Origin of the sequence: Nocardia sp. NPDC059240, assembly GCF_042753865.1 — a bacterium.
Taxonomy (GTDB): Bacteria; Actinomycetota; Actinomycetes; order Mycobacteriales; family Mycobacteriaceae; genus Nocardia.
On the sequence record NZ_JBHZAC010000015.1, the window covers coordinates 67685 to 93024 of the forward strand.

The following is a 25340-nucleotide window of genomic DNA, read 5'->3' on the forward strand; positions in this document are numbered from 1 at the left end:
GTTCATTCCCGGGGCGCGGCGGGTGCGCTCATCCGATTCGCCGGGCGACCGATCGGACCCGGGCGTATGGTTGCCTGGCTGGCATTGGGGATGTGGCGGAGGCAGCGGTATGCGGCTCGAACCGGGGGCGGAGTTCGCGGGGTTCACCATCGAGCGGGTGCTCGGCAACGGGGGTATGGGGGTCGTCTATCTGGCGCGTAATCCGCGGCTGAATCGACTGGTTGCGTTGAAGGTGCTGGGGGACTTGATCGCCGCCGACCCGCGCGGGCGGGCCCGGTTCGAGCGGGAGGCGGCGCTGGCGGCACGGCTGGAGCATCCGAACATCGTGGCTATCTACGACCGCGCGGACTCCGAGGCCGAAAGTCCTTGGATCTCCATGAAATTCGTGTCCGGCGGTGATGTGGCGCAGCGGATGGCCGAACGCGGCGGTCCGCTCGCCCCCGACGAAGCGGTGCGCATTCTCACCGATGCGGCCCACGGCCTCGACTACGCGCACCAGCACGGCGTCCTGCACCGCGACGTGAAGCCGGGCAACATCCTCCTCGACCGCAGCACACCCCACCGAGACCGCGCCCTGCTCACGGATTTCGGCATCGCCCGCGCCCTCGACGACACCCTCACCCTCACCGGCACGGCCGCCACCTTCGCCTACGCCGCCCCCGAACGCTTCCACGGCACCACCGCCGACCACCGCGCCGACATCTACTCCCTCGGCTGCACCCTCTACGAACTACTCACCGCCACACAACCTTTCCCCCGCACCGACCAGGCCGCCGTCCTCGCCGCCCACCTGACCGCTCCCCCACCCCGCCCAACCGACACCAACCCCGCCCTACCGCCCGGCCTCAACGACGTGATCGCCATCGCCATGGCCAAGAACCCGGACGACCGCTACCCGACCTGCACCGCCCTCGCCGACGCCGCCACCCGAGTACTGGCCGACGCGGGCCGCGCCCACGCCGATCGCGGAAACCCACGCACCGCACCGACTCTCGCCGCCCCGCCCCGCCAAGAATTCATCGAGACCCTTCCCGCTGCGGATTCACCGAACACTGCGCCCGACGCAGATCTACCGGACTCGATCCGCACCGCCCTCGACAGCCCACACCCCGAAATTCGCCAGGGGGCGGTACACGCCCTGGGTACCATTCTGTCGTCCAGCGATAAGGTTCGCGCCGACTCGGCGCGAAACGCCCTGCGGGATATAGCGATCAGCGATGTTCCAGCCGTAGCGTCCGCCGCCCGCGAAGTTCTCGGCGGCGCATCCACCATGGACAGCCCCCGCCTGCCTACCGTCCGGCAGCCCCGCGACAAGTCATCGCCGAGTCCGGGGCCCGCCGGACCGCCGGATCATGCACCGCAAGGCGGTTCGTGGGCGAGTGCCACCGGGCCGCGTGGTCCCGAAGCATCCACGCCCGGTCGGACACCGGATCCTTCAGCAGGAACTGTTGGGGCTGATTCATCGGGAACTTCTGGGACACAGCCGGATACGAGCAAGCGAGTGGATGTCGGGGCGGCTGGTCGTGGACGCCGGCGGGGCAAGCTCGCCACCGTCGTGACCGGGTTATCCGGCGTCTCTGCCTTCGTGGCCGGCGGTGTGATGCTGGACAGCGGGCACATGCCGTTTGCCGATTCGACCTCCTCGGGTCTCACGTTCTTGCCTTTCGGCGATCTGGTCTCCGGTGGCGACCTGTATCTCGCGGTGCTCACGTTCGTGTCGGCCGCAGTGGGGCTGCTGACTTTCCTCGTTCAGCCGCGCCGGCAGATCACGCAGGCTTTGCTGGCCGGGTTCGCGGCGACGAGCCTGTGGGGTGTAGCGGTCATCGCTCGGCTGGAGGGCTGGATCACGCGGGAACGACCGATGTTCGATGTTTCCACCGGTGCTCACTTCGCGCTCAACGGCCATCTGTTCCTATGCCTGGCAACGGTACTGGCGGTGGCGGCGCTGCTATTGGAGGGCACACGATTCGAATTCCATTGGCCAAGAGGACGATTTGCGACCGCGACCGCTGTCCTGGCTGGTGTGGGCTGCGCTTCCCTGACTGCGGTGCTGCTGCGGTCGGTCATCGGCTCGCCGATCACCCGGGTGGACTTCTACTGGCAGTTCGCGACCGCCGCGATGCTGGCCCTGGCACCGGTCTTGCTGTCGGCCGTGCATCCGCGATGGCCAGCCGGCCTGCTCACCATCGGTTATGTGGCCGGGGAATCCGTGATCGGCACCCTGCTCATCGCCCAGGCGAGGTCGCAGAGCCGCACTACCGCCGAGCTCTGGAGTGTGGCGATGCCCGTCCTGTCCATGATCACGTTGGTGGCCATCGCCGCGGTCAGTGTGCTCGAGCTCCGCCGCACGTCAAGACAGTAGCCGAACCTTGTCGGCGGATTCGTTCTGGCTCGAGCATTCCTGGTAGGGGTTGGGGTCGCCTTGGCGTTGGCCGCAGACCCAGCGGATGGTGTCGATGGTGACGGCGATGTCGCCGGAGGATTGTTTGCCGCGTTCGTCGGCGTAGGCGGTCACGACGGAGAGGGCGGTGGGGCAGAAGTCGTCGCCGTGGGCGGTGGAGGCTACGACGGCCAAGCCCCAAGGGCCGGTGCCGCATTGGACGGCCTGGTGGCCGGCGGCCGGGAAGGCGGCCGCGGAGGTGGGGGCGGCGGGCTTCGGGGTGGTGCTGCCGACGGCCGCGGTGGAGGTGCTGTCGTTGCAGGCGGTCAGGGCCAGGGCCGCTGTGATGGCCAGGGTCGCGCCCGCGATCTTCGCTGTGGTCCGCACGAAATCCTCCTCGTCGACTGTCGCTCCCCTGGGCATTCTGCCCGGTTCGCGGCGATCGCGAGGGATGCCACGCGTGGTCGGTCAGCCGACGTCGCGGCGCAGCCAGGTGACTTCCGCGCCGTCGCCGCCGAGGCGGTAGGGCTCGAGGATGTCGTCCCAGGCGGTGCCGAGGGCGCGGTCGATCTCGGCGGCGATCTCGGTGGCGGAGGAGCGGCCGTGGGCGCGGGCCTCGGCGACGATGGCGCGCAGCCGGTTCTCGCCGACGACGAGATCGCCGCTGGCGCTGGTGACGCAGTTCCACAGGCCGAGGCCGGGGACGAAGGAGAAGCGTTCGCCGTCGACGCCCTCACTGGGTTCCTCGGTGACCTCGAAATACAGGACGGGCCAATCTCGCAATGCTCTAGCTAATCTGCCACCGGTACCGACCGGGCCGTACCAATCGGTGGTGGCACGCAAATTTCCGGGATCCGCCGGTTGCGCGGTCCACCGGAGTTTCGCAGGGGCTTTGAGGGTGGAGGTCAGCGCCCATTCGATATGTGGGCACAGCGCGGCCGGCGACGAATGGACATAGACGACTCCAGACGTCGACTCCGCGAACTGACTAGACGCACGCACCACTGACACCTCCGGCTCGACGAGGGACGTCTTCCCCAACGGCCCGTCTCGATGCTCGGCGTTGCCCGAGTTTACTGGAGTGCCCGATGTTGCGTGTGTTACTTATTGCCCGTGTCGGCTACCGCTCAAACTCCACGATTACGGCGTCACTGAGGGGTGGCCACGCCACCCGGGCCCAGTCCCCGAAATTTTCGTCCGCCAGCGCGAGACACGCCATGCCGACTTCCGGATCGACCCAGAGAAATGTCCCGGACTGCCCGAAGTGCCCGAAAGTCCGGGGCGAGTTAGCGGTACCCGTCCAGTGCGGCACCTTGTGGTCACGGATTTCGAAACCGAGACCCCAGTCATTGGGACGCTGCGACCCGTATCCCGGCAGGACGCCATTGCGATCCGGGAATTGCACTGTGCTTGCTTCGGAAACCAATTCCGCACTGACGACCACCGGATTCAGCAATTCGTCAGCGAACCGCAGGAGATCTGCGACAGAGGATCGGCCCGCATGCCCGGCCGGACCCGCCAGCACCGACGCGGTCATACCCAGCGGCTCGAACACCGCCTCCTGCAGGTAAACGTTGAACGGGATACCGGTTTGGGCGGCAACGAAATCCGCGAGCACCTCGAATCCGGCGCTGGAATAGATGCGCTTTGCGCCCGGCTGCGCCAGCACCTCGGCGGAGTCGAAGGCCAGCCCGGAGGCGTGGGCCAGCAGATGCCGCACCGTCGATCCGGGCGGCCCGGCGGGCTGGTCCAGCTCGATGGCCCCTTCCTCGACGGCCACCAGAACCCCGTACGCCACAAGCGGTTTGGTCACCGAGGCGAGAGGAAACACCTTCGCGGTATCGCCCTCGGTGTCCACCACGCCCTTGCCGCGCACGACAACGCCCGCCGCCGCGTTCCGGACCGGCCACCGTTCAATCTGCTCCAGCGCTCGCACACGACGAGCCTACGTGTGCGCGATCTTCCCCCGCGCCACCCTCCGGGGCAGCTACGAATATATTTCGGGCGCTGCGGCTTTCGCGCTCCGGTCCAGCAGCGACCGGCGGCGGCCGTAGCCGAAGTAGACGACCAGGCCGACCGCCGACCACAGGGTGAAGGCCAGCCAGGTGACGCCGGGCAGGTGGATGAGCAGCCACACGCACATGGCGACGCCGATCACCGGCACCAGCGGCACCAGGGTGCGGAAGGAACGCGGCAGGTCGGGCTTGGTGCGGCGCAGCACCAGCACACCGATATTGACCAGCCCGAACGACACCAGGGTGCCGATATTGGTGGCGTTCACGAGTTCGCCGAGCGGCACCAGCGCCGAGAGCACCGCCACCACGCCGCCGACGATGAGCGTGTTGACCGTCGGCACCCGCTGCTTGCCGACGCGGGAGAGCACCGGCGGCATGAGCCCGTCGCGGGACATGGCGACCAGGATGCGGGTCTGTCCGTAGAGCACGGTCAGCACCACCGAGGCGATGGCGATGATCGCGCCGCCCGCCAGGATGGTGGCGGGCCAGCCGCGTCCGGTGACCGTTTCGAGCACGGTCGCGAGGGACGCGCCGGAGCTGCTCACATTGTCGACGCCGACCGCGCCGACGGCGGTCAGCGCCACCAGCACGTACATCAGGGTGACGATGCCGAGCGAAATGATGATGGCGCGCGGCAGATCTCGCTGCGGGTTCTTGGCCTCCTCGCCGGCGGTGGAGGCGGCGTCGAAGCCGATGAAGGAGAAGAACACCATGGAGGCGGCCGCGCCGACACCGGAGACGCCGTAGGGCGAGAAGGGGTGCAGATTCGAGGAGTCGAACGCGGTGACCGCCACGCAGACGAAGAAGATCAGCACCGCGATCTTGATCGTGGTGGTGACGGTGGTGACGCGCGCGCTCTCGCGAACGCCGCCGAGCAGCACCACGGTCGCGAGCAGCACCACGATGGCCGCGGGCAGGTTGAACACGCCGCCCGCGCCCGGCGGCTGCGCCAGCACGTCCGGAATCCGCCAGCCGACGGTCGAGCCGAGGAACTCGTTGAGGTAGGCACCCCACCCGACGGCCACCGCCGCCACCGAGACGCCGTACTCGAGCAGCAGGCACCACCCGCAGATCCAGGCCACGATCTCACCCAGCGTCGCATAGGTATACGAGTAGGCCGAGCCGGATACCGGGACGGCACTGGCCAGTTCGGCGTAGGAGAGCGCCGAGAACAGCGCGGCCAGGGCGGCGATCACGAAGGAGACGACGACGGCGGGCCCGGCCAGCGGGGCGGCCTCGCCGAGGACCACGAAGATACCGGTGCCGAGGGTCGCGCCGACCGACAGCGCGATCAACGGAATCAGGCCCATGCTGCGCCGCAGTGCGGTGTGCTCGCCGTCGGCGGCGAGCTGTTCGACGGGCTTGGTCCGCAGCAATGACGCGGTAATCCGCTGGAGTCCAGGCATGTACGGCCACGCTACCTGGTCAGAGGCGTATTCCGGCCATCGGAGGGTCGTGTCGAAAGGTATTCGCAAGGCCGCAGCAATGCGGTGGCGTGACCCATTGTGCGCTGGGTCGCACGGCCGTCGCGTGGTGGATGGCAGGGCTCGTACCTGCGCCGCAGGGGTACGCGGGACCGATGCCCCCGGCTACCATCGACGCATCATGAGTGAGCAGGTTATCCACGGCGAGGTGGACTCCGGCTTCGGTCCGGTCGCCGACGCGTTCCGCCGCAATTTCACCCGGCACGGCGAGATCGGTGCGGCGGTGGCCGTATTCGACGGGGATCGGCCGGTGGTCCAGCTGTGGGCCGGGCATCGCGATCGCAAGCGTCAGGTGCCGTGGGAGCGCGACACCATGGCCCCGGTGTGGTCCTCGACCAAGGGGATGGCCGCGTTCACGATGGCCGCCGCGGTGTCGGCGGGGCTGCTGGACTACGAGGATCCGGTGGCGTTGCACTGGCCGGAGTTCGCCGCGCACGGCAAGGAATCGATCACCGTACGGCAACTGCTGGATCATCAGGCGGGGTTGGCTGCGCTGGATCGGCCGTTCCGGCTCACCGATATGGCCGATCTGGACGGCATGGCGGTGGTGCTGGCCGAGCAGAAACCGTTGTGGCGGCCGGGAACCCGCCAGGGCTATCACCCGATCACGGCGGGGCTGTATCAGGGCGAGCTGCTGCGGCGCGTCGATCCGCACCATCGGACGCTGGGACGGATCTTCGCCGAGGATATCGCCGGGCCGCTGGGCGCGGAGTTCTATATCGGTCTGCCGGAAGAGGTTTCGATGGATCGGGTGGCCACGCTGTCGGCCACCGAGGGCCTCGATATCCTGCGTTACGAGCGAGATCTGCCGGTGCGCATCGGAATTCAGCTCTACGGCAAGCGTGGGCTGTCCTTCCGTGCCCTCAACAGCCCGCAGGTCGGCGCGCCCGCGCGGGCCGCTCGGCGCGAGTTCCTGTCGGTGGAGAGCCCGGCCGCGGGTGGTGTCGGCACCGCGAGCGCGCTGGCCCGGGTGTACGGGGCGGCCGCCAAGCAGACCGGCGAGCTACCCATCGACAAAGCGCTGCTCGACCGACTGGCGGCCGCCGACACTCCCGAAGATGTACCGGCCGGGGACCTCGTACTGCTCACACCCAGCCGCTATCACCTGGGCTTCCGGAAGTCACGGGGCAGCTTCCGGTTCGGGACCGACAAGCGCGCCTACGGCACCACCGGCTACGGCGGTTCGTTCGGATTCGCCGATCCGGCAACGGGTCTCGGGTTCGGTTATGTGATGAACCGGCTGGGCATGGCGGTGCTCGACGATGTCCGCTCCCGCAATCTGCGCGAGGCGCTGCTGCGCTGCGCGTGACGCGCTTCCACTGACGCGGGTTCAGCCGCGCACGTCGTGGACGTGGTGTACGAGGTCGTGCAGGAAGTAGCGCGCCATCGAGTCGATGGTGAAGGCGGATCCGTTGCTGCGCAGCGCCGCATTGTCCCGCTCGGCGACCGGCACGGCTTCGAAGGCGCGCGCTGCGGTTTCGGCGGCGTCGGCGAGTTCCGCTGCGACGGTGGCGGTTTCGGCGGCAGCGTAGTCGGCGGCGAGCGCGGTGGCGTCCTGGTCCCAGTTGGCGAACATGGGAATCCCGTTGTCCCCCACGGTGACCGTGGTGTCGTAGGCGGCGATGACCGGACCCGGCCGGGCACCGCCGGTGCGGGCGATGTCGAGGCGGTGGGTGAAGATGCGGCACACGTCGCGCACGTGTGCCGCGTATTCCAGGGTCGACCAGGTCGAATCGTCGGGGCGCCGGGCGGCATCGGGGCGCGCCAGAGCGGCGGCCAGGCGGGCGGCGCTGTCGCGGGTCACTCCCGGCACGGCCTCGAAAGCGGTGTCCTCCGGGACGAATCCACAATCGGCGCAGGTACGTTCGAGCACCCAGGTCCAGTCTTTGGCATCGGGAACGATCGGCATGACCGATAACCTAATCTGGCGCTAGATTATCGGCCACCAATATCCTGCCAACCGTCACCAAGATGGCGACAAGTTGCCTTCACTCCATGATGCTGTGCGCCTTCTCGAACAATTCGAGGGTGATGGCATGCAGGAAATCGCCGACCTGCTTGGGCGCCTTGCCCGCACAGGCCCGGGCATGCGTGCCTTCCAGCACGATGCCCAGCTTGAAACAGGCCAGCACGGAATACCAGTTCACGTGGCTGAGATCGCGGTCGGAGAAACGGCCGTAGTGCTCGATCATCTCCTCGACCGTCGGCAGGCCGCCGACCGCACCCAGCGAGCCGACCAGCGCCGCACCGGTGGTGCCGGGCACCGGCCGGGTGGCGATCTGCCAGCCGAGATCCAGCAGCGGATCGCCGATGGTGGACATCTCCCAGTCGACCATGGCCACCACTTCGGGGCCCTCGAAGGAGAACATCATGTTGGCGAGGTGGCAGTCACCGTGCAGGATGCCGGGTTTCGCGTCGGCGGGGCGGTTGCGGTCGAGCCAGTCGCCGACCTGCTGGACGCCCGGGATCTCGGGTCCGGGGTAGCCCTCGTTGACGCTGTAGGAGTCGAGTTCCTTGAGCCAGCGCGGCACCTGGCGTTCCAGGAAGCCCTCGGGCTTGCCGTAGTCGGCCAGACCCAGCGCCTCGTGATCGAGCGAACCGAGCCGCGCGATGGCCTCGACGGCGGACAGGCCCATCTGCCGCCGGATCTCGGCGTCGCCCGCGTGCAGTGCGGGCAGTTCGGTCTGGGGGTTGAACCCGGTGATCGGTTCCATGAGGTAGAAGGACGCGCCGATGACCGACTCGTCGGGGCAGGCGGCGATCACCTTGGGGGCGCGAATCTCGGTGTCGCCGAGCGCGCCGAGAATGCGGGACTCCCGCTGGATGACGGTGTTGCTGGCCGAGCGCAGATGCTTGGGCCCACGACGCAGCACATAGTCGCGACCGCCGCGACGGAAGCGCAGCATGATGTTCTGGGTGCCGCCGCCGAGCGGTTTCACCTCCTCGAACTCGCCGCCGGGCAAGCCCTGCGCCTCCATCCATTTCCCGACGATCGCGAAATCGACGACGTCACGATCCACTTCGACCGGCTGTGCGACAGACATGCCGCCCATTGTGCCGTAGGCCACGGGTGAAACTGAAGGCGTCCGCCCGCAGTAGTGGCGGGCGACTCGTTCGCGCAGGTCGGAACACGGAGTGTCCCGGGCACAGGCGTAATGTGCTTCGACAAATGCGGACCCTGTTGATCGATAACTACGACTCGTTCACCTACAACCTGTATCAGCTGATCAGCCAGGTGAACGGGGTCGAGCCTGTCGTCGTGCGCAATGACGAAGTGGCGTCGATCGAGGAGTTGGGGCTCGAGCGGTTCGACAACATCGTCATCTCCCCCGGGCCCGGACGACCCGACATTGCCCGCGATTTCGGCATCTCGGCCGAGCTGATCGCGCGGGCCGAACTGCCGTTGCTGGGTGTGTGCCTGGGGCATCAGGGCATCGTCATCGCAGCGGGCGGGTCGGTCACCGCCGCGCCGCGTGCCCGGCACGGGTACCCGGATCGCATCACCCATGACGGACAGGATCTGTTCGCCGGTGTGCCCCAGGACTTCTCGGTGGTGCGGTACCACTCGCTGTGCGCGGGGCGGCCGCTGCCGCAGGCACTGGAGGTCACCGCGACCGCGCCGGACGGGGTGGTCATGGGGGTCCGGCACCGCACCCGGCCGCAGTGGGGCGTGCAGTTCCATCCGGAATCCATTTCCAGCGAGCACGGCGAGCTGCTGCTGCGCAATTTCGCCGACCTGACCGTCGAACATCAACCTCGTCATTCCGGCGTGCCTGTGACCGGAATCCGACGCCCGAGTGCGGATTCCGGCCGAGCGCACGCCGGAATGACGATGGGAAGCTCGGTCCGTTACCGGGTCGACCAGACTGTCGTAGAGCGGGCGGTCGACGCCGAGGCGATCTTCGACGCCCTGTATTCCGAGTCTCCGCATGCCTTCTGGCTCGACAGTGAGCATGTCGAACCCGGCCTGGATCGTTTCTCCTTCCTCGGTGACGCCTCGGGCCCGCTGGCCGAGGTGGTGCGATACCGGGTCGGGAGTGGCCGGGTGCAGGTCGAGTCCGCGGCCGGTCGGCGCGAGGTGCCGGGTGGGGTGCTCGATTACCTATCGGGTGAGCTACGCCGCCGGGAGATCGACTTCCCTGATGTGCCTTTCGATTTCGTCGGCGGCTATGTCGGCTATCTCGGCTACGAGATGAAGGCCGACTGCGGTGCGCGAGCGGTGCACCGCGCCCCCACCCCCGACGCACAGTGGATCTTCGCCGACCGCCTGATCGTGGTCGATCACGAGGCGGGCCGCACCCATCTGCTGGCCCTGTCCGAACCGGAATCGCCTGTCGCCGCCCAGGATTGGCTGGCCGCCACCCGCGCGATCGTGGAAACGCTGCCGACCTGGGAAAACCCGCCGCCCCTGGCTTTGCATGTGGACGAGGCGACGGTCGCGCCCTTCCTGACCCGCGGCCGAGATCGGTATCTCGCCGATGTCGCCGCGTGCCGGGAGCAGTTGCTCGCCGGCGAGTCCTACGAAATCTGTATCACCGACAGTGCCTGTCCCCCGGGCGATGCCGACGGCCTCACCGTGTATCGCACGCTGCGACGCAGCAATCCGGCCCCGTACGCGGCCTTCCTGCGCTTCGCCGACCTCGAGGTGGCCTCTTCCTCGCCCGAGCGCTTCCTCAAGGTGGATCGCTCCCGCACGGTGGAGAGCAAGCCGATCAAGGGCACCGCACCGCGCGGGCACACACCGGCCGAGGATGCCGAGCTGGCAGCGGAATTGGCGCGCAATCCCAAAACGCGCGCCGAGAATCTCATGATCGTGGATCTGCTCCGCAACGATCTGGGTCGCGTCTGCGAGATCGGTTCGGTGCATGTGCCGCACCTGATGGCGGTCGAGACGTACACCACGCTGCACCAATTGGTGTCCACGGTGCGCGGCAGCCTGCGCCCCGAACTGACCGTGATCGACTGTCTGCGCGCCTGCTTCCCCGGCGGCTCCATGACCGGCGCCCCCAAACTCCGCACCCTCGAGATCATCGACACACTGGAAACCGAAGCGCGCGGCGTCTATTCAGGCACCATCGGCTTCCTCGGCCTGGGCGGCACCGCCGATCTCAATATCGTCATCCGCACCGCCGTCCGCCACGACGATCGCTGGCGAGTGGGCGCGGGCGGCGCGATCGTCCTGGATTCCGATCCGGCCGAGGAGTATCGCGAAATGGTCTGGAAAGCCGCCGCCGCCCTGCGTGCCCTACCCGGTCTGGCCGGGCCGGTGCCGCAGGTGATTCAGGCGTAGCTCCACCCGCATTCGCGGCATTCGGCCTATTTGCGGCGGCTGCGGCGAGACTTGTCGGGTTCTGGTTCGGGTTCCCGGCGCGTGCCGGTGAGGCGGCCCAGCAGCGAGACGCCGGGCAGCTTGTCGAGGCGGCCGAAGACGTCTTCGCCCAGGGCGGTGAGCGACTCGAGGCGGGTGAGCACCTTGTCGTAGGCGAGGAAAGCGGGCTCGGCCAGTGCGAGGGTGCGGTCCAGGCGGTCGATCGTCGCGTTGAGGCGTTCGACGGCGCTGGTGAGGTTTTCGATCAGGTCGGGGAGCTGGGCGGCCAGCTGGATCGAGGCGGGCGGGAGCCGCACGGCGGTGTCGAAGGCGGTGGAGGCGGTGGTCTGGGCGGAGTCGAGGGCGAGTCCGGCGGCGTTCTGGGCGGCTTCGACGGCGGCCTGGGCGGCGGCGAGGATGTCGCTCGCGGTCGGGACGCGCGAGGTCGGGGGTTTGGCGCGGGGGGTGGGGTCCGGGCGACCGGAACCCTTCGGAGTGCTCATGCCTCTACTGTGCCGGACGTTTTTCAGATTCCGGTGGAGGATCGATCGCAATCTCTTGTCGGGGGGTCATGGCATCATTCGAGCACCATGAATCTGACCACGGGCGAGCATACGGCGGTTCCGACATCGCTTCTCACGGTTGTGCTTTCGTGGCGGTCGCGACAACCGGTACGGGCACAGGCCGTGCTGGTCGGGGCGAACGGGCGGGCCCGGACCGATCGGGACTTCGTGTGGTCGGAGGCGCCGCGGCACGTATCGCAGGCGGTGACCCTGGATCCCGAACCCGAAGCGGGCATCGCGCGACTGTCGGTGTCGCTCCCGCGAACCGGGCCCGATGTGGCCGGGATCGTGGTCATCGGTTCGGTGTCCGACAGTTTCGCCGAGGTCGCTGATCTACGGCTGACGGTGCTCGACCATGACGATCCGGTGGTCTCCTACGACGTGGACACCTCGGTCTCGGTACCGGCCCTGGTCCTCGGCGAATTCCTGCGTGTGGAAGCGGATTCGGGCCGGGGCTGGGAGTTCCGGGCACTCGGTGAGAGCGGGGTGAGTTTGGCCGGGCTGGTCCGGGAGTTCGGGGTGCGGGTTGATCCGGTCCGCGCGCCGCAGCCGCGGCAGACCCCGCCGCCACCGGATTCCGAACGCCCGGACTGGCATCCGGACCCGCGCGATCCGGCCCGGCTGCGCTGGTGGGACGGCACCACCTGGACGGGTGCGACACGCGCTGTGCCGCCGTCGGATTCCCGGCACTGCCCACGATGCGGCGAGCCCCGCCGCCGACGGCTGTTCAACGCGACCGCGTGGTGCCGTGAATGTGCCACCGAAACAGGCGAATACCTTGCCGATTGGCGGCCGCGCGCCGAACGCGCGCTGCGCCGCGCCGAACCGTACGAGGACTGGGACACGCTGTGGGCCGCGCTGCGCTATCAGCGCATCGATCGCGCGCCCGCCCTGGAGCTGCTGCGTCCGACGGCTCATGATCACCTGGAACGCCTGGTGGCCTTCACCTTCGCCGACGGCGTGGTCGAGCAGGCGGATCTGGACGATTTCGAGGACACGGTCGCCGAGCTGTCGCTGTCGGGTCCGCTCATCGAGGATCTGCGCCGCCGATTGCGGCGCTGCCGCGTGCTCACCCGGCTCCGCTCCGGCGAACTGCCGCTGGCCCAGACCACCGGCCTGCACCTGGACCCGGACGAACGCGTGCACCTGAGCCTGCCCGCCGCCCACATCCGGCAGCTGGCCCGCGGCACCAAACGCAGCGAGGGCCGTCTCATTGTCAGCAATCGCAAGATTCGCTTCACCGCATCGGATGCGGGCACCGAAATTCCCTGGGCCCGAGTGGTTTCGGTGACGTCCACCGACGGCCTGGTCGAAGTGTCGGCCACATCCGCGCGCGGCGGCGCCCTCTTGGAGGTGGCCGACCCGGCCTACGTGGCGGCCGCCATGGAGGGTGCGCTGCGCATCGCCAAACGCCTGGCGCTGGCTCCCGGCCGCCGCGACACCCGCACCATCCCACCGGATGTGAAGGCGGTCGTCTGGCAGCGCGACGGCGGCCGCTGCGTCGAATGCGGCGACAGCCACTACCTCGAATTCGACCACATCATCCCGATCAGCCGCGGCGGCGCAACCAGCCCCGCCAACCTCCAAATCCTCTGCCGCGGCTGCAACCGCACCAAGGCCACCCATATTTGATCCGCCGCCACTCTCCACCGGACCGCCACGCCCCGACGCGGGGTCCGAATCCCGGCCCCACTGCCGCGAATTCGCGGCGCTGGACCTCCGTCGACAGCGGGGCACGGGGGCGGGCATTGAACCTCGCCGACGCGCGGTTGCGGACGGAATGTGGCGAATTCCTCTGCATGCGATGAATCATGTTGAGCGGCAGTGGGTGTGGTTCTAGCGTCCGAGGGAGTCAGTCGCGGAAGGGGTTCGGTATGCAGGTGGCGGTCGTAGGGGGCACGGGGGCGCTCGGGGTGCCGGTGGTGCGGGAGTTGGTCGCGCGGGGGCATACGGTGCGGGTATTGAGCCGGACGGCTCCGGCCGATCCGGTGCCGGGGACCACGCATCACGCCGTGGACCTGGCGAGTGGGGCGGGGCTCGACGCGGCACTGGCGGGTGTGCACACTGTGGTGGACGCGGTCAGCCATCGGGGTCTGCGCAGCGCGCCGGTCATGGTCGAGGGGGTGCGGACATTGCTGGCCGCCGAGCAGCGGGCGCAGGTCGGCCATCATGTGGAGATCTCGATCGTCGGCTGTGAGCAGGTGCCGTTCAGCTATTACCGCACGAAGGTCGCGCAGGAGCGGGTCGTGACTGCCGGTCCGGTGCCGTGGACATTGCTGCGCGCCACCCAGTTCCACGACCTGATCGACGAAATCCTCGGCGCGAGTGCGACTTTCCGGCTAGCACCGCGCAGCGCCATGCGTTTCCAGCCGATCGACACCGGCGCGGTGGCCGCGCGGCTGGCCGACGCGGTCGACGCGGGTCCGGCCGGGCGGGTCCGCGACCTGGGTGGCCCGGCGGTGCAGACCCTCGCCGAGCTGGCCGATATCCGCCGGCGCGCCCTCGGGCAGCGGGTGCTGCCGTTGCCGGTGCCGCCACTCGGACGCGTCGTGCGACGGGTGCGCAGCGCTGCGCTGTGCCTCGACTCCGATGGCGAGGCAGTGTCGTTCGACTATGCCGAGTGGCTGCGCCGGCGTCATTCGAAGCCGGCGAACTGACCCGTATTCATGGTCGCGCCGCGGCCGATCGGGCGGTATCGGGAACACCCCTGAGACATCCCGGATTCGGTGCCCGACGCGTGGAACGATTCATGTCCGACGTGCAGCACGATTCAGTGCCCGACGCTCGAAACAAGTCAGCGCCGAACGCGGAGCACGGTGGGTTCGGCGCAGAACTGGGTGGTGGCCTGGTCGGGGGTGAGGGTGGTGCGGGCGAGACCGCCGGTGTCAGTGACCGTGCATTCGCTGCCGCCGATGTGGCCGGTGCCGTCGTCGAGGAATTTGACCTCGGCGGTGACGAGCGGGTGCAGGATGTCGGCGTCGAAGTAGAAGAACTCGATCTTCCAGAGTTCGTAGCTGTCACGCGCGGTGACGACGGTGTAGCCCGCGGCGGTGGTGTCGAGCCCGATGCCCGCGAGTTCGCCCGCGCGCTGGAGGTGCACCGAGTCGCCGGTGGCGTGGTAGACGAGGTAGCGGGTGTTGGAGCTGGCCAGCATGATCGGGATGACGAGCTCGTCGCGGCCGTCGTTGTCGAGGTCGCGTAGCCGGGGCGCGGTGGTGCCGACGGACTGTTCGGTAATGGTCTGCACCTGCGCGCCGGTGGCGTCGAGCACGCTGATGGTGACCGTGGCCCGCTGTCCGGTGCCGGTGTGGCGCACCTCGAAGGTCAGGCCGACCCGGTCGCGGGACTGCAGGTAGCAGTCGGGAGGCGTTGCGGCGGTGGCGATGTCGCCGCAGGGCGGTAAGTCGGACACCGGGGCGGCCGGAGCGGTGGTGGCCTGGGTCGGCTCGGCGGCGGGCGGGGCGAGATTGCCGGCCATGGGCGCGGTGGCGGTGGTATGCCGAGCGCAGGCGGCGGTGGCCAGCGTCGCGGCGGCCAGCGCACCGGCCGCGAATTTCCTCCCCATGCACGCGAGGATAGCGACGAATCGCCCAGCAAACCCAATGGGTTCGGGCAGCCCGGAGGATATCGGACATCATGTGCACACCTGCGCACGTATTGGCCTATAGTGGTTTCGTGCTCGTCGTGCTCCGTCATCCCCAGTTCCGCAAGCTGTACACCGCCCAGGTGGTCGCCCTGGTCGGCACCGGGCTGCTGACCGTCGCCCTCGGCCTGCTCGCCTATCAGATCGCGGGCGGCCAGGCAGGTGCGGTGCTCGGCACCGCGCTGGCCATCAAGATGGTGGCGTATGTGGCTGTGGCGCCGGTGATCTCGGCGCTCACCCAGCGGCTGCCGCGGCGGCTGGTGCTGGTCTCGGCGGACGCTGTGCGCGCGGCGATCGCGCTGCTGCTGCCGTTCGTCACGCACACCTGGCAGATCTATGTGCTGATCGCGCTGCTGCAATCGGCCTCGGCGACCTTCACGCCCGCGTTCCAGTCGCTGATCCCGTCGATCCTGGTCGACGAGGAGGACTACACCCGCGGACTGTCGCTGTCGCGGCTCGCCTACGACATGGAGTCGCTGCTGAGCCCCGTGCTGGCGGCCGTACTGCTGACGGTCATCAGCTATCACTCGCTGTTCGTCGGCACCGCGGCCGGTTTCGTGGCCTCGGCACTGCTGGTGGTGACCACCCGGCTGCCGCACCTCGCTCCGGCGGAGCGTTCCGCCCCGCTACTCGAGCGCATCACCGAGGGCGCGCGGATCATGCTGAACCGCCCGGTGCTGCGCGGGCTGCTGGCCATGAACCTGGTGGTGGCCGCAGCCACCGCGCTGGTGATCGTGAATACCGTTGTGTACGTGCGGGATCGGCTGGGCGGGTCGAACACCGAGGTGGCGCTGGCGCTGGGCTGCTTCGGATTCGGGTCCATGGTGGTGGCGCTGGCGACCCCACGGCTGCTGGCCGTCATCCCCGAGCGCCGTTTCATGCTGACCGGCTGCGTCGTACTCCCGCTCGGCTTGCTCGCCGCGGCCCTGCCGACCCTGCTCCCCCGCCCCGCCGGAGCCGTCGTGCTGGCACTGACCTGGATGCTGCTCGGCGCGGGCACCTCCCTGATCAACACCCCCTCCGCCCGGCTGCTGCGCGCCCAGTCCGAACCCGAAACCCGCACAGCCGTTTTCACCGCGCAGTTCTCGCTCTCGCACGCCTGCTTCCTGATCACCTACCCGATCGCGGGCAAGCTGGGCGCGCTGGCGGGCCTGCCGACCACGGCGATCGTGCTGGCCGCGCTGGCTACACTGGCAGCTACGACGGCGGCCCGCGCCTGGCCCGCGTCCGCCGCGGCGGACACCGAAAGGGCGACGGCGACACGGTGACAGGAAGGTGGAGCAGGTGAGCAAGGCGAAATCGGTACCCGCCGCAGTGAATCCCGCCCACCCGCCGGAACACACCCACACTCCGAGCCTGACCCATCCCGTCGTTCCGGATCAGACCCGACTGGACGCCGCCACCGCCACCTTCCGCATGCTGTCGGATCCGACCCGGCTGCACATTCTCTGGCTGCTCGCCGATGCCGAGGCCGATGTCACCGCGTTGACCGAGGCGTGCGGCGCGTCCCGCACGGCGGTCAGCCAGCACCTGGCCAAACTCCGCTTCACCGGCATGGTCGAGACCCGCCGCGACGGTCGCCGCATCATCTACCGGCTGCGGGACGGGCACCTCGCACGCCTGGTCCGCGAGGGTCTCAATCACGCCGATCACGTCGTGACCGGGGAGCCCGCGCACGAGTGACCGACCCTCGGGCCTGCGCTCCTGGTCAGTGGGACCTGCTATCGCCCGCTGCCCGCATTCGCCTTGACGATATGCCTAGTCGAAATATCGCAAGACGGATAGTGAGAGGTCGCGCATGCACCCCGAGCAGGGCAGCCCATTCGATGTGATCATCATCGGTGCCGGATTCGCCGGACTCTACGGCGTCCATCAGGCGGCGCGGGCCGGACTGAACGTGCTCGGTCTGGAGGCCGGCGAGAGCGTCGGCGGCACCTGGTACTGGAACAAGTACCCGGGGGCGCGCTGCGATGTGGAGAGCGTCGACTACTCCTATTCCTTCGATGAGGAGTTGCAGCAGAGCTGGACCTGGACCGAGCGGTTCGCGGCGCAGCCGGAGATCCTCTCCTACATCGAGCATGTGGCCGAGCGCTTCGATCTGAAGCGGCACTACCGGTTCGGGCAGCGGGTCACCGCCGCCGAGTTCGACGAGTCCACTGCAACCTGGACGCTGCGCACCGATACCGGCGGCGAATTCCGTTCGCAGTTCGTGGTTTTCGCTACGGGGTGCCTGTCCGCGCCGATCAAGCCGAACCTGCCCGGGATCGAATCCTTCGCGGGCGAGGAGTATTTCACCGCGCAGTGGCCCGAGGATGGCGTCTCGTTCGAGGGCAAGCGGGTCGGTGTCATCGGTACCGGCTCCTCCGGCATCCAGGTTTCGCCGATCATCGCGCGAGAGGCGCAGGCGCTCACCGTCTTCCAGCGTTCCGCCAATTTCAGTGTGCCGGTGCCGAATCGGCCGTGGACGGATGCCGAGCAGGGCGAGATCCGCGCCACCTACCGGCAGCGACGCGAGAAGTCCTACTACGCGGGTGCCGCCACCCCGCACGCCTCGCTCACCACCAAGGCCCTGGACCTGTCGGCCGCCGAGCGTGCGGAGGCCATGGAGGACCGCTGGAACGGCGGCGGCGTGCTGTTCAACAAGGTGTTCCCCGACCAGAACAGCGATCTGGCCGCCAATGAGCTGGTGCGGGAGTTCGCGGTCGCCAAGATTCGCGCGAAGATCGACGATCAGGCGGTGGCGGACGATCTCATCCCCTACGACCACCCCATCGGCACCAAGCGCATCTGCACCGACTCCGGCTACTACGAGATGTACAACCGCGACAATGTGTCGCTGGTGAATCTGCGTCGCGAGGGCATCGAGGAGGTCACCGCGACCGGCATCCGTACCGGCGAGCAGTTCATCGAGCTCGACACCCTGGTGTACGCAACGGGTTTCGACGCCATGACCGGGGCGCTGCTGCGCATCGACCCGCACGGCGCGCGGGATGCCCGCCTCGGCGAGTCGTGGGCCGATGGGCCGGTCACCTATCTGGGCTTCGGCATTCCGGGCTTCCCGAACATGTTCAGCATCAACAGTGTCGGCACGCCGTCGGTGATGGCGAACATGGTGCTGCACTCCGAGCAGCAGCTGGATTGGGTGCTGGCATTGGTTCAGCACTGCCGCGCCAACGGGATTCGCACGGCCGAGGCGCGTGAGGATGCTGCGGTGAAGTGGACCGATCACCTGCTGGAGGTCGCGGAGGGCACGCTGTTCGTGAAGGCGAACTCCTGGTACATGGGCGCGAACGTCGAGGGTAAGAAGCGCGTATTCATGCCCTACATCGGCGGTTTCGGCAATTACCGCCGGTACTGCGACGAGGAGCGCGACAACGGCTACCCGAACTTCGAGTTGACCGCCTGACTCCGGAAACGCAACGAAACCGGCTCGCTTCCCCGTGAAGGCGTGCCGGTTTCGTCGTTACCGGATCAGGCGGGCAGGCCCAGACCGGTAGCCAGGACGGGCCACGACGCCTTCAGCGCGTCCTGCCAGTAACCCCACGAGTGGGTGCCGGTGGGCGTGAAGTCGTAGGTGGCCGGAATGCCGAGGCCGTCGAGCTTGGCCTTCAAGTTGTGGGTGCAGTAGTTGGTGGCGGCCTCGAGGCCCGCGCCGAGGGTGTTCTGGTTGACCCAGCCGCCGGTGCCGGGCAGGGTATGCGGGCCGTTGAGGGTGTCCCACTGGCCGGGGAGTCCGGAACCGCTGGAAATGAACAGGTTCAGACCGCGCAGCTGGTCGGCGTGCACGTAGGGATCGTTGGCGGCCCACATGGGATCGCCCTGCGGCCCGTACATGTTCTTGCTGTCGCCGCCGCCCGCGGCCACCACGGTATTGACGAAGTTGTAGCCGATCGGGTCGCTGATCTGCGCGCAGCCGCTGTAGGCGGCGACCGACTGGTAGAGCCCGGGCGCGGCGATGGGCAGCTGCAGCACCGAGGTGCCCGCCATGGACAGTCCGGCGATGGCATTGCGCCCGTTGGTGTTCAGCGCCTTGTCGATGAGCGGCGGCAGCTCCTCGGTGAGGAAGGTCTTCCACTTGTTCACGCCGAGCGTGGGATCTGTTGCGCGCCAGTCGGTGTAGTAGCTGAACCCGCCGCCGACCGGCTGCACCACATTGACGTTCTTGTCGGACAGGAAGTTCAGTACGTCGGTCTGCTTCTGCCAGGTCGCGGAGTCGGTGCCGCCGCCCGCGCCGTTGAGCAGGTACAGCACCGGGGTGGGCTGCGAGGTGTCGGCGGCACGCTGGACATCGACCTCGATGTTCTTGTCCATGGCAGCCGAGTAGACCTGGAGTTTCAGGGTGCGCGCGTCGGACGCGGTGCTGGAGGCGATCTTGGAGCCGTCGGCGGAGGTGCCCGCGTAGTTCAGCGAAGCGGCCGGGGCTGCGGAGGCGGTACCTGCGGCGACCGGTAGCAGAACGGTTGCCGTCAGGGCCAGCACGGCGCCGCCCCAGATCCTCTTCGAACGCACGCTAGATCTCCTTGCAGGTCGTTTCCAATTGGTAAGACTTGATTCACCAGCCTGTCATTCGGCAATAAGCATTTGCTGGCCCGAAGCTGAGCTCGGCCTGAGAGGGCGGCGGAACCGCTGGTCAGGCCCCGGAAATCGACTGTCGGTGAGCTGTCGATGGCTGTCGGCGCACTGTCGGTGCGCTGTCAGCGGGCGTCGGCAAAGTCATGGACACACCGGATGCACCGGCCGGAACAACCGGGCCGGGCACGAACCAGCCGTTGAAAGGCAGTCCCATGAACGACACCGCACTCGCCGATTTCGTCGCCGCCACCGCCGCCGAGTTCGATATGCCCGGCATGGCCGTCGGCATCTGGGTCGGCGGCCGCGAGATCATCGCCAATGTCGGCGTGACCAGCACCGAGAACCCGGTTCCGGTGACCGAGCACACCGTGTTCGCCATCGGCTCGACCAGCAAGACCTTCACCACCACCGCGCTCATGCGGCTGGTCGCCGAGGGCAAGGTCGACCTGGACGCTCCGGTCCGCACGTATGTGCCGGAGTTGAAGCTGTCCGACGAGCACCATGCGGCCACCATCACCGTGCAGCAACTGCTCAACCACACCGCCGGATTCGACTGGAATCTCATCAACAACACCGGTGAGGGTGAGGACGGTCTGGCCGCGTTCGTCGCCACGCTCTCGGAGCTGCCGTTGATCGCCGCACCCGGCGAGCGGCCGTCCTACAGCCAGGCGGGTTTCAATCTGCTGGGCCGGGTCATCGAGAACGTGACCGGTGAGCCGTTCGAAAAGGTCATCGCCGAAACGGTTTTGGAGCCGGTCGGGCTGCGCGAGAGCTTCTACTCCCGCGACGACATCATGACCCGCCGCTTCGCCGCCGGGCACGAGCGGCAGGAGAACGGCGTGCTCGAGGTGGCGCGGTCCTGGAAGGGCACTCGCGCCAACAACCCCGGTGGCGGGCTCGGCTCGACGGTGTCGGATCTGTTGCGCTGGGGCCGATTCCACCTCGGCGACGGCCGCGCCGAGGACGGCGGCACCGTGCTGCCGACCGAGGTGCTGCATCGGATGCAGCAGCCGACCGTCGCGTTGAGGGCGAGCACCATGGCGGACGCGTTCGGGCTGTGCTGGATGCTGCGTGACGTGGACGGCGTCCGCACGGTCGGCCACGACGGTTCCGGCTTCGGCCAGTTCGCCAATTTCCAACTGGTCCCCGAACGCGATTTCGTCGTGGTCGTCCTCTCCAACGCCAGCCCCGACGGCATCCCCGCCAATCAGGCCGTCATCCGCTGGGCCCTGGAGCACTACCTCGGTGTAATCGACAAGGACCCCGAGCCGGTCCCCTTCGACGCGGCCCGCGCCCCGGAACTGTTCGGCGTCTACGACATCGACGCCATGACCATGACCTGCTACGCCGAAGGCGACCAGCTCTACCTCGAATGCAAGGTCAAGCCCGAAATCCGCGCCGCCGCCCCCGAGGCCGAAATCCCCCAGGACCACCCGCCCTTCCCCTTCGGCCTGCTGCCCGGCAACACCGACGAATACGTCATCACCGCAGGCTCTTTCACCGGCCAACGCGGCTTCTTCAGCCGCAACGCCGACGGCGAGATCACCGGCATCGACCTGGCCGGACGCCTCTTCACCCGCCTCCCCTGACTACCCCCCCCGACCGCCGGGGTCTCACGAAACCCGCTTCCTCACAGCCGGTTCCGTGAGACCCCGGCATCGCCATGTCCGGAGCTCGGCGCTCTCGACGGCTGCGCACACCCCCGCGCGGCAACGGTCACTCACGGTTGGTCAGGTGGTCACCGCGCGGCCTCTGCCGCCAGTTGTTCCAGCGCATCGGAGCGGGTTAGTTCGCTGCCGCGGCGGTAGGCGGCGCGGAATTCGTCCTCACCTAGGATGGAGGTGAGTTCCGCTGTGAGAGTCGCTAGTTCGGGTTCGCCGTGATCGAAGATGCCGCGCAGGACCTCGCTGAGGCCGAGGGCAGTGGCGGAACCGGACGGATCGCCTTCCAGGAGGCGGAGTTTCGCCAGTTGTTCGGCGGCGTGGGCGACCGACTGGGCTACGGCGGCGGAGTCTCCGTAGACGACAGAGCCTTCGATCACCTGTAAGAGCAGGACGTGAGCGGCCTCGGGTTCACCCGCGGTGAGCCGGTTGGCAAGCCGTGCGACCGCGATGCGGTGGGCAGCCCAGGCGGCCGGGTAGGGCAGACGGCTGATGCGGTGCGCGAGCTGGTCGAGATCACGGTCGGCGCCGGTGATGTCGCCCGCGCGGCGGTGGAGTTCAGCACTCGAGAACAAGATGACCGCGGCGAGGCGGGCGAAGCCGGATTCGGCGGCCAGTCGCTGTGTGGCCTCGATATCACTTGCGGCCGAGGCCGATTCACCACCGCGCAGTCGCTCCAGGATGAGGGCCTCGCGGGTTGCGGAAATATCGTCCTCCGTATCGAGTTCGGAGGAGAGGGCAACGGCGCGGCCGAACGCCGCGAGCGCCAGCTCGTGCTCACCGCGCAGCGCATGGTCACGACCGACGGCGAGCACAGCCATTGTCAGCCCCCAGCGGTCGCCCGCGATCTCGAACCCGCGCAGGGCTTCTCGCCGGGACTCAGCCCCGGCGGGCAGCTGCCCCTGCCCGGTCAGCGCAATATCGCGCGCGAGATGCGCGCTGGCCCGCACCCAGGGGTCCGGCCAGGCCAGCGCCTGCTCGAGCTGTCGTTCGGCGAGCTTCTCGTCGCCGGTACGGGCCGCCATCAGCGCCGCCCAGAGCGGCAGAGCCGGATGGTATTCCAGTCCACCCGCCCGCACACAGTCCTCGATCAACGCCGACAACGTGCCACCGGCCGGTGGCGCACCGCCCATCAACGCGATCACGGAGAACGCGGCCTGCGCCTGAGCCGGAACATCCTCGCCCAGGCCGCGCACCGCGGTGAGCGAGCTCTCGAACTGGGTGCTCATCCCACGAATTCCCCAGTACCAGAACATCGCCCGAACCAGTCGTGCCGCGACCGGAGCACCGCCGACGAGAGCACCGCCGCTCTGAGCGCCACCGTCGGCCGTGACAACCTCAGTGCCGTCGCCCACACCACCGCCGTCCGCGGCGTCGGCCGTGACCGCGCCGCCCGGCCCTTCCGATGACGCGGCGAACTCACCGGTACCGGCGTGGCCGCTCGCTCGCTCGCCAGGTCCGGCCGAGCCGGTGACCCGCCGTACGGGTGACCGGGGGCTTGTGGAGCCGGTGTGCTCGCCGAGCGAGGCACGAAGTGCGGCTGCCATATTGGCGTGCTCGGCATCGAAAACGGCTATGGCGGTGAGCTGTTCGCTGCCGCGCATGAGCGGTTCGTAGTGTTCGGCCAGCATGAGGTAGTAGTCGGTGAAGCGAAGGACGAGGTCGTCTTTGGAGCGGGCGAGCTGATCTGCGGCGTAGGCGCGGATGGTTTCCAGCATGCGGTAGCGCGGCGGGTCGTCTGTGGTGGCTGTGACGAGGGATTTCTCGACGAGTGCGTCGAGGAGGTAGGGGATGTCGTCGGTGGGGAGGTCGGTGTCGGCGCAGACGGCTTCCAGTGCGTCGGCGGTCGCTCCACCGGGGAAAATGGAAAACCTTCGGGCCAGCAGCCTTTCGGGTTCTTCGAGCAGGTCCCAGCTCCACTCGACCAGGGCGAGCAGGGTGCGCTGACGGGGTAGGGCGGTGCGGCTGCCGGAGGCGAGCAGGCGGAAGCGGTCGCCGAGGCGGCGGGCCACCTGGTCGACGGACATGGCGCGCAGCTTGGCGGCGGCCAGCTCCAAAGCCAGTGGGAGACCGTCGAGTTGGCGGCAGATGGCGACCACGGGTGCCACGGTGGCCTCATCCAGTACGAAACCCGGACGCACGGCGGCCGCCCGCTCGGCGAACAGCCGGACCGCCGGGGACCGTTGGGCCACAACCGGATCCACGGTCTCCACCGGCGGTTCCAAGGGGTCGAGGTGGCACAGCACCTCACCGGTGATGGCGAGGGGTTCGCGGCTGGTGGCCAGCACGCGCAGTTGTGGCAGCCGGTCCAGCAGCCGCTCGGCGAGTTCGGCTGCGGCGGCGATGACGTGCTCGCAGTTGTCGAGCACAAGCACGGCCGGGCCGACGTCGAGCAGTTCGATCAGTCGCGCGGTCTTGTCGGGCCGTTCGGCGGTGCCGCTCTCGAGTGCGCCCGCCACGGCATCGGCGAGCTGATCGGGCGCGCCGAGTTCCGCCAACGGTACGAAGAACACCACGCCGGACTGCCGGTCCATGGCCTCGAGGGCGAGGCGGGTCTTGCCCGCGCCACCGGGGCCCACAATGGTGACAAGGCGCGAATCCGCCAGCAGCCCGACCAGTTCGGACAGCTCCGTCTCGCGACCGATGAAGCCGGTCAGGCGGGCCGGGAGCGCCTTGGTCGCGGGTTCTCTACGCGGAGCAGGTATTTCCAGCTCGCCGCGCAACAGCGCCAGATGGGTGTCGCGCAGTGCGGCGGACGGGTCGATGCCGAGTTCCTCGTCCAGACGGGCCCGCATGCCCTCATAGACCGACAGCGCATCGGACTGCCGTCCGGCGGCCGCGAGAGCCCGCATGCGCAGGGCGGCAAGCCGCTCGCTGAGCGGATTCTCCACGGCGGCGATATCGAGATCGGCGAGCACGTCTACATACTGGCCCAATTGAAGCTCGGCCTCGAAACGGTCCTCCTGCGCCGCGGAGCGCAACTCGTCCAACCGGGTGGCGCTGGCCTGGGCGAACGGCGCGTCCAGCACATCGCCGAGCGCGGGACCGCGCCACAGCCCCAAGGCCTCGCCCAGGATCCGCGCGGCGGATTCCGCGCGACCGGCGGCCAGTTCCGCGCGCCCCTGCCGCACCAGCTCTTCGAATCGATCGACATCCACGGTGATCCCGGGCAGCCGATAACCGCCGGTCCCGAATTCGATCGCGCCCACCCCGCGGAGCGCCTTGCGCAAGCGGGATACCAGCGCCTGCAGCGCACCGGCCGCGTCCGCAGGCGGCTCCTCACCCCACAACCCGTCGATGAGCGCCGTAACGGGCACGTCCCGTCCCGATTCCAACGCCAATCGCGCCAGCAGCATTCGCACCCGGAACCCGGGTATCTCCACCGGCGTCCCGTCCTCTGCATGAACCCGAACCGGCCCCAACACACCAACCTGCACCCCCGAAGTCTTCCAGACCGCCCCGACCCGAACCCGCCACCGACGCCCGCTGCCGCGCCGCTGCGCCCACAACCCCGCGCCGCTGTAGCCACAGCCCACGCCGCCATCGCCGCAGCCCGCGTCGCGGTGGCTCGCAACCCGCTCGATCATGGCCGTAGCCAACGCCATCCAAGGCCGGTGCCCATGAGAGACAGTTGCCCGCGCGAACCCGACCTGCGTCCAGCACTCGCGCCCCGGTACCGGTGTCATCGAGGCCCGCGGCCATTACCCGCGAGGT

19 protein-coding genes are annotated in these 25340 nt (G+C 68.6%); 9 read left to right on the top strand and 10 right to left on the bottom strand.

The window, feature by feature from the left end; all coding sequences use genetic code 11:
• Positions 1 to 109 precede the first annotated feature (109 nt).
• On the top strand, positions 110 to 2362 hold the full coding sequence (locus tag ACFXHA_RS39210) for a protein kinase (protein ID WP_379365423.1): 2253 nt from the start codon (positions 110 to 112) through the stop codon (positions 2360 to 2362).
• Here ACFXHA_RS39210 and ACFXHA_RS39215 read toward each other — a convergent pair.
• The 4 genes from ACFXHA_RS39215 to ACFXHA_RS39230 all read right to left on the bottom strand — a co-directional run bounded on the left by ACFXHA_RS39215 (position 2351) and on the right by ACFXHA_RS39230 (position 5801).
• Positions 2351 to 2767, bottom strand: a complete 417-nt coding sequence (locus tag ACFXHA_RS39215; protein ID WP_379365425.1) for a hypothetical protein — start codon at positions 2765 to 2767, stop codon at positions 2351 to 2353. The genes ACFXHA_RS39210 and ACFXHA_RS39215 overlap by 12 nt on opposite strands.
• Positions 2768 to 2848: 81 nt before the next feature.
• A complete protein-coding gene (locus tag ACFXHA_RS39220; RefSeq protein WP_379365426.1) occupies positions 2849 to 3382 on the bottom strand; it encodes a DUF3145 domain-containing protein in 534 nt (177 codons plus the stop codon).
• 118 nt (positions 3383 to 3500) lie between these two features.
• Positions 3501 to 4316, bottom strand: coding sequence for a serine hydrolase domain-containing protein (locus ACFXHA_RS39225; RefSeq protein WP_379365428.1), 816 nt, complete (start codon positions 4314 to 4316; stop codon positions 3501 to 3503).
• Positions 4317 to 4367: 51 nt separating this feature from the next.
• The gene (locus tag ACFXHA_RS39230; protein WP_379365430.1) at positions 4368 to 5801 is read right to left on the bottom strand and encodes an amino acid permease; all 1434 of its coding nucleotides are present in this window, start codon (positions 5799 to 5801) and stop codon (positions 4368 to 4370) included.
• Between the two features lie 199 nt (positions 5802 to 6000).
• Between ACFXHA_RS39230 and ACFXHA_RS39235 the strand changes: the two genes are divergently transcribed.
• On the top strand, positions 6001 to 7188 hold the full coding sequence (locus ACFXHA_RS39235) for a serine hydrolase domain-containing protein (protein WP_379365432.1): 1188 nt from the start codon (positions 6001 to 6003) through the stop codon (positions 7186 to 7188).
• 21 nt (positions 7189 to 7209) lie between these two features.
• On the opposite strand, the gene ACFXHA_RS39240 is transcribed toward ACFXHA_RS39235, so the two are convergent.
• Positions 7210 to 7788: a DinB family protein gene (locus ACFXHA_RS39240; protein WP_379365434.1), complete on the bottom strand. Its 579-nt coding sequence runs from the start codon at positions 7786 to 7788 to the stop codon at positions 7210 to 7212.
• 79 nt (positions 7789 to 7867) lie between these two features.
• Positions 7868 to 8932 carry a phosphotransferase family protein gene (locus tag ACFXHA_RS39245; protein ID WP_379365658.1) on the bottom strand — a complete coding sequence of 355 codons (1065 nt, stop codon included), beginning with the start codon at positions 8930 to 8932 and terminating at the stop codon, positions 7868 to 7870.
• Positions 8933 to 9048: 116 nt separating this feature from the next.
• On the opposite strand from ACFXHA_RS39245, the gene pabB reads away from it, so the two are divergent.
• On the top strand, positions 9049 to 11169 hold the full coding sequence (gene pabB / locus ACFXHA_RS39250) for an aminodeoxychorismate synthase (RefSeq protein WP_379365436.1): 2121 nt from the start codon (positions 9049 to 9051) through the stop codon (positions 11167 to 11169).
• 26 nt (positions 11170 to 11195) lie between these two features.
• On the opposite strand, the gene ACFXHA_RS39255 is transcribed toward pabB, so the two are convergent.
• Complete coding sequence (locus ACFXHA_RS39255) at positions 11196 to 11690, bottom strand: hypothetical protein (RefSeq protein WP_379365438.1); 495 nt, start codon at positions 11688 to 11690, stop codon at positions 11196 to 11198.
• 87 nt (positions 11691 to 11777) lie between these two features.
• On the opposite strand from ACFXHA_RS39255, the gene ACFXHA_RS39260 reads away from it, so the two are divergent.
• Both ACFXHA_RS39260 and ACFXHA_RS39265 read left to right on the top strand, forming a co-directional pair.
• Positions 11778 to 13382 (top strand): TerD family protein, encoded by a 1605-nt coding sequence (locus tag ACFXHA_RS39260; RefSeq protein ID WP_379365440.1) that lies wholly within the window; start codon positions 11778 to 11780, stop codon positions 13380 to 13382.
• A 242-nt stretch (positions 13383 to 13624) separates the two neighbouring features.
• Positions 13625 to 14407, top strand: coding sequence for an SDR family oxidoreductase (locus ACFXHA_RS39265; RefSeq protein ID WP_379365442.1), 783 nt, complete (start codon positions 13625 to 13627; stop codon positions 14405 to 14407).
• A 137-nt stretch (positions 14408 to 14544) separates the two neighbouring features.
• On the opposite strand, the gene ACFXHA_RS39270 is transcribed toward ACFXHA_RS39265, so the two are convergent.
• On the bottom strand, positions 14545 to 15315 hold the full coding sequence (locus ACFXHA_RS39270; protein WP_379365444.1) for a hypothetical protein: 771 nt from the start codon (positions 15313 to 15315) through the stop codon (positions 14545 to 14547).
• A 110-nt stretch (positions 15316 to 15425) separates the two neighbouring features.
• On the opposite strand from ACFXHA_RS39270, the gene ACFXHA_RS39275 reads away from it, so the two are divergent.
• From ACFXHA_RS39275 to ACFXHA_RS39285, 3 genes are all read left to right on the top strand, one after another.
• Entirely contained in the window at positions 15426 to 16661 is a 1236-nt protein-coding gene (locus ACFXHA_RS39275) for an MFS transporter (protein WP_379365446.1), read from the top strand.
• A 46-nt stretch (positions 16662 to 16707) separates the two neighbouring features.
• Complete coding sequence (locus ACFXHA_RS39280; RefSeq protein WP_379365660.1) at positions 16708 to 17076, top strand: ArsR/SmtB family transcription factor; 369 nt, start codon at positions 16708 to 16710, stop codon at positions 17074 to 17076.
• Positions 17077 to 17191: 115 nt separating this feature from the next.
• The gene (locus ACFXHA_RS39285; protein WP_379365448.1) at positions 17192 to 18799 is read left to right on the top strand and encodes a flavin-containing monooxygenase; all 1608 of its coding nucleotides are present in this window, start codon (positions 17192 to 17194) and stop codon (positions 18797 to 18799) included.
• A 65-nt stretch (positions 18800 to 18864) separates the two neighbouring features.
• On the opposite strand, the gene ACFXHA_RS39290 is transcribed toward ACFXHA_RS39285, so the two are convergent.
• Positions 18865 to 19902 (bottom strand): alpha/beta hydrolase, encoded by a 1038-nt coding sequence (locus tag ACFXHA_RS39290; protein WP_379365450.1) that lies wholly within the window; start codon positions 19900 to 19902, stop codon positions 18865 to 18867.
• Positions 19903 to 20177: 275 nt separating this feature from the next.
• On the opposite strand from ACFXHA_RS39290, the gene ACFXHA_RS39295 reads away from it, so the two are divergent.
• Positions 20178 to 21554 carry a serine hydrolase domain-containing protein gene (locus ACFXHA_RS39295; protein ID WP_379365452.1) on the top strand — a complete coding sequence of 459 codons (1377 nt, stop codon included), beginning with the start codon at positions 20178 to 20180 and terminating at the stop codon, positions 21552 to 21554.
• 149 nt (positions 21555 to 21703) lie between these two features.
• Here ACFXHA_RS39295 and ACFXHA_RS39300 read toward each other — a convergent pair whose 3' ends face one another.
• A complete protein-coding gene (locus tag ACFXHA_RS39300; RefSeq protein WP_379365454.1) occupies positions 21704 to 25213 on the bottom strand; it encodes a BTAD domain-containing putative transcriptional regulator in 3510 nt (1169 codons plus the stop codon).
• Positions 25214 to 25340: the final 127 nt, after the last annotated feature.

Bases quoted from the DNA above. Each gene is read 5' to 3' on its own strand.
- ACFXHA_RS39295 (WP_379365452.1), top strand. From the start codon at position 20,178: ATGAACGACACCGCACTCGCCGATTTCGTCGCCGCCACCGCCGCCGAG.
- ACFXHA_RS39270 (WP_379365444.1), bottom strand. From the start codon at position 15,315: ATGGGGAGGAAATTCGCGGCCGGTGCGCTGGCCGCCGCGACGCTGGCC.
- ACFXHA_RS39265 (WP_379365442.1), top strand. From the start codon at position 13,625: ATGCAGGTGGCGGTCGTAGGGGGCACGGGGGCGCTCGGGGTGCCGGTG.
- ACFXHA_RS39255 (WP_379365438.1), bottom strand. From the start codon at position 11,690: ATGAGCACTCCGAAGGGTTCCGGTCGCCCGGACCCCACCCCCCGCGCC.
- ACFXHA_RS39260 (WP_379365440.1), top strand. From the start codon at position 11,778: ATGAATCTGACCACGGGCGAGCATACGGCGGTTCCGACATCGCTTCTC.
- ACFXHA_RS39285 (WP_379365448.1), top strand. From the start codon at position 17,192: ATGCACCCCGAGCAGGGCAGCCCATTCGATGTGATCATCATCGGTGCC.
- pabB (WP_379365436.1), top strand. From the start codon at position 9,049: ATGCGGACCCTGTTGATCGATAACTACGACTCGTTCACCTACAACCTG.
- ACFXHA_RS39210 (WP_379365423.1), top strand. From the start codon at position 110: ATGCGGCTCGAACCGGGGGCGGAGTTCGCGGGGTTCACCATCGAGCGG.
- ACFXHA_RS39240 (WP_379365434.1), bottom strand. From the start codon at position 7,788: ATGCCGATCGTTCCCGATGCCAAAGACTGGACCTGGGTGCTCGAACGT.
- ACFXHA_RS39235 (WP_379365432.1), top strand. From the start codon at position 6,001: ATGAGTGAGCAGGTTATCCACGGCGAGGTGGACTCCGGCTTCGGTCCG.
- ACFXHA_RS39300 (WP_379365454.1), bottom strand. From the start codon at position 25,213: ATGATCGAGCGGGTTGCGAGCCACCGCGACGCGGGCTGCGGCGATGGC.
- ACFXHA_RS39245 (WP_379365658.1), bottom strand. From the start codon at position 8,932: ATGGGCGGCATGTCTGTCGCACAGCCGGTCGAAGTGGATCGTGACGTC.
- ACFXHA_RS39230 (WP_379365430.1), bottom strand. From the start codon at position 5,801: ATGCCTGGACTCCAGCGGATTACCGCGTCATTGCTGCGGACCAAGCCC.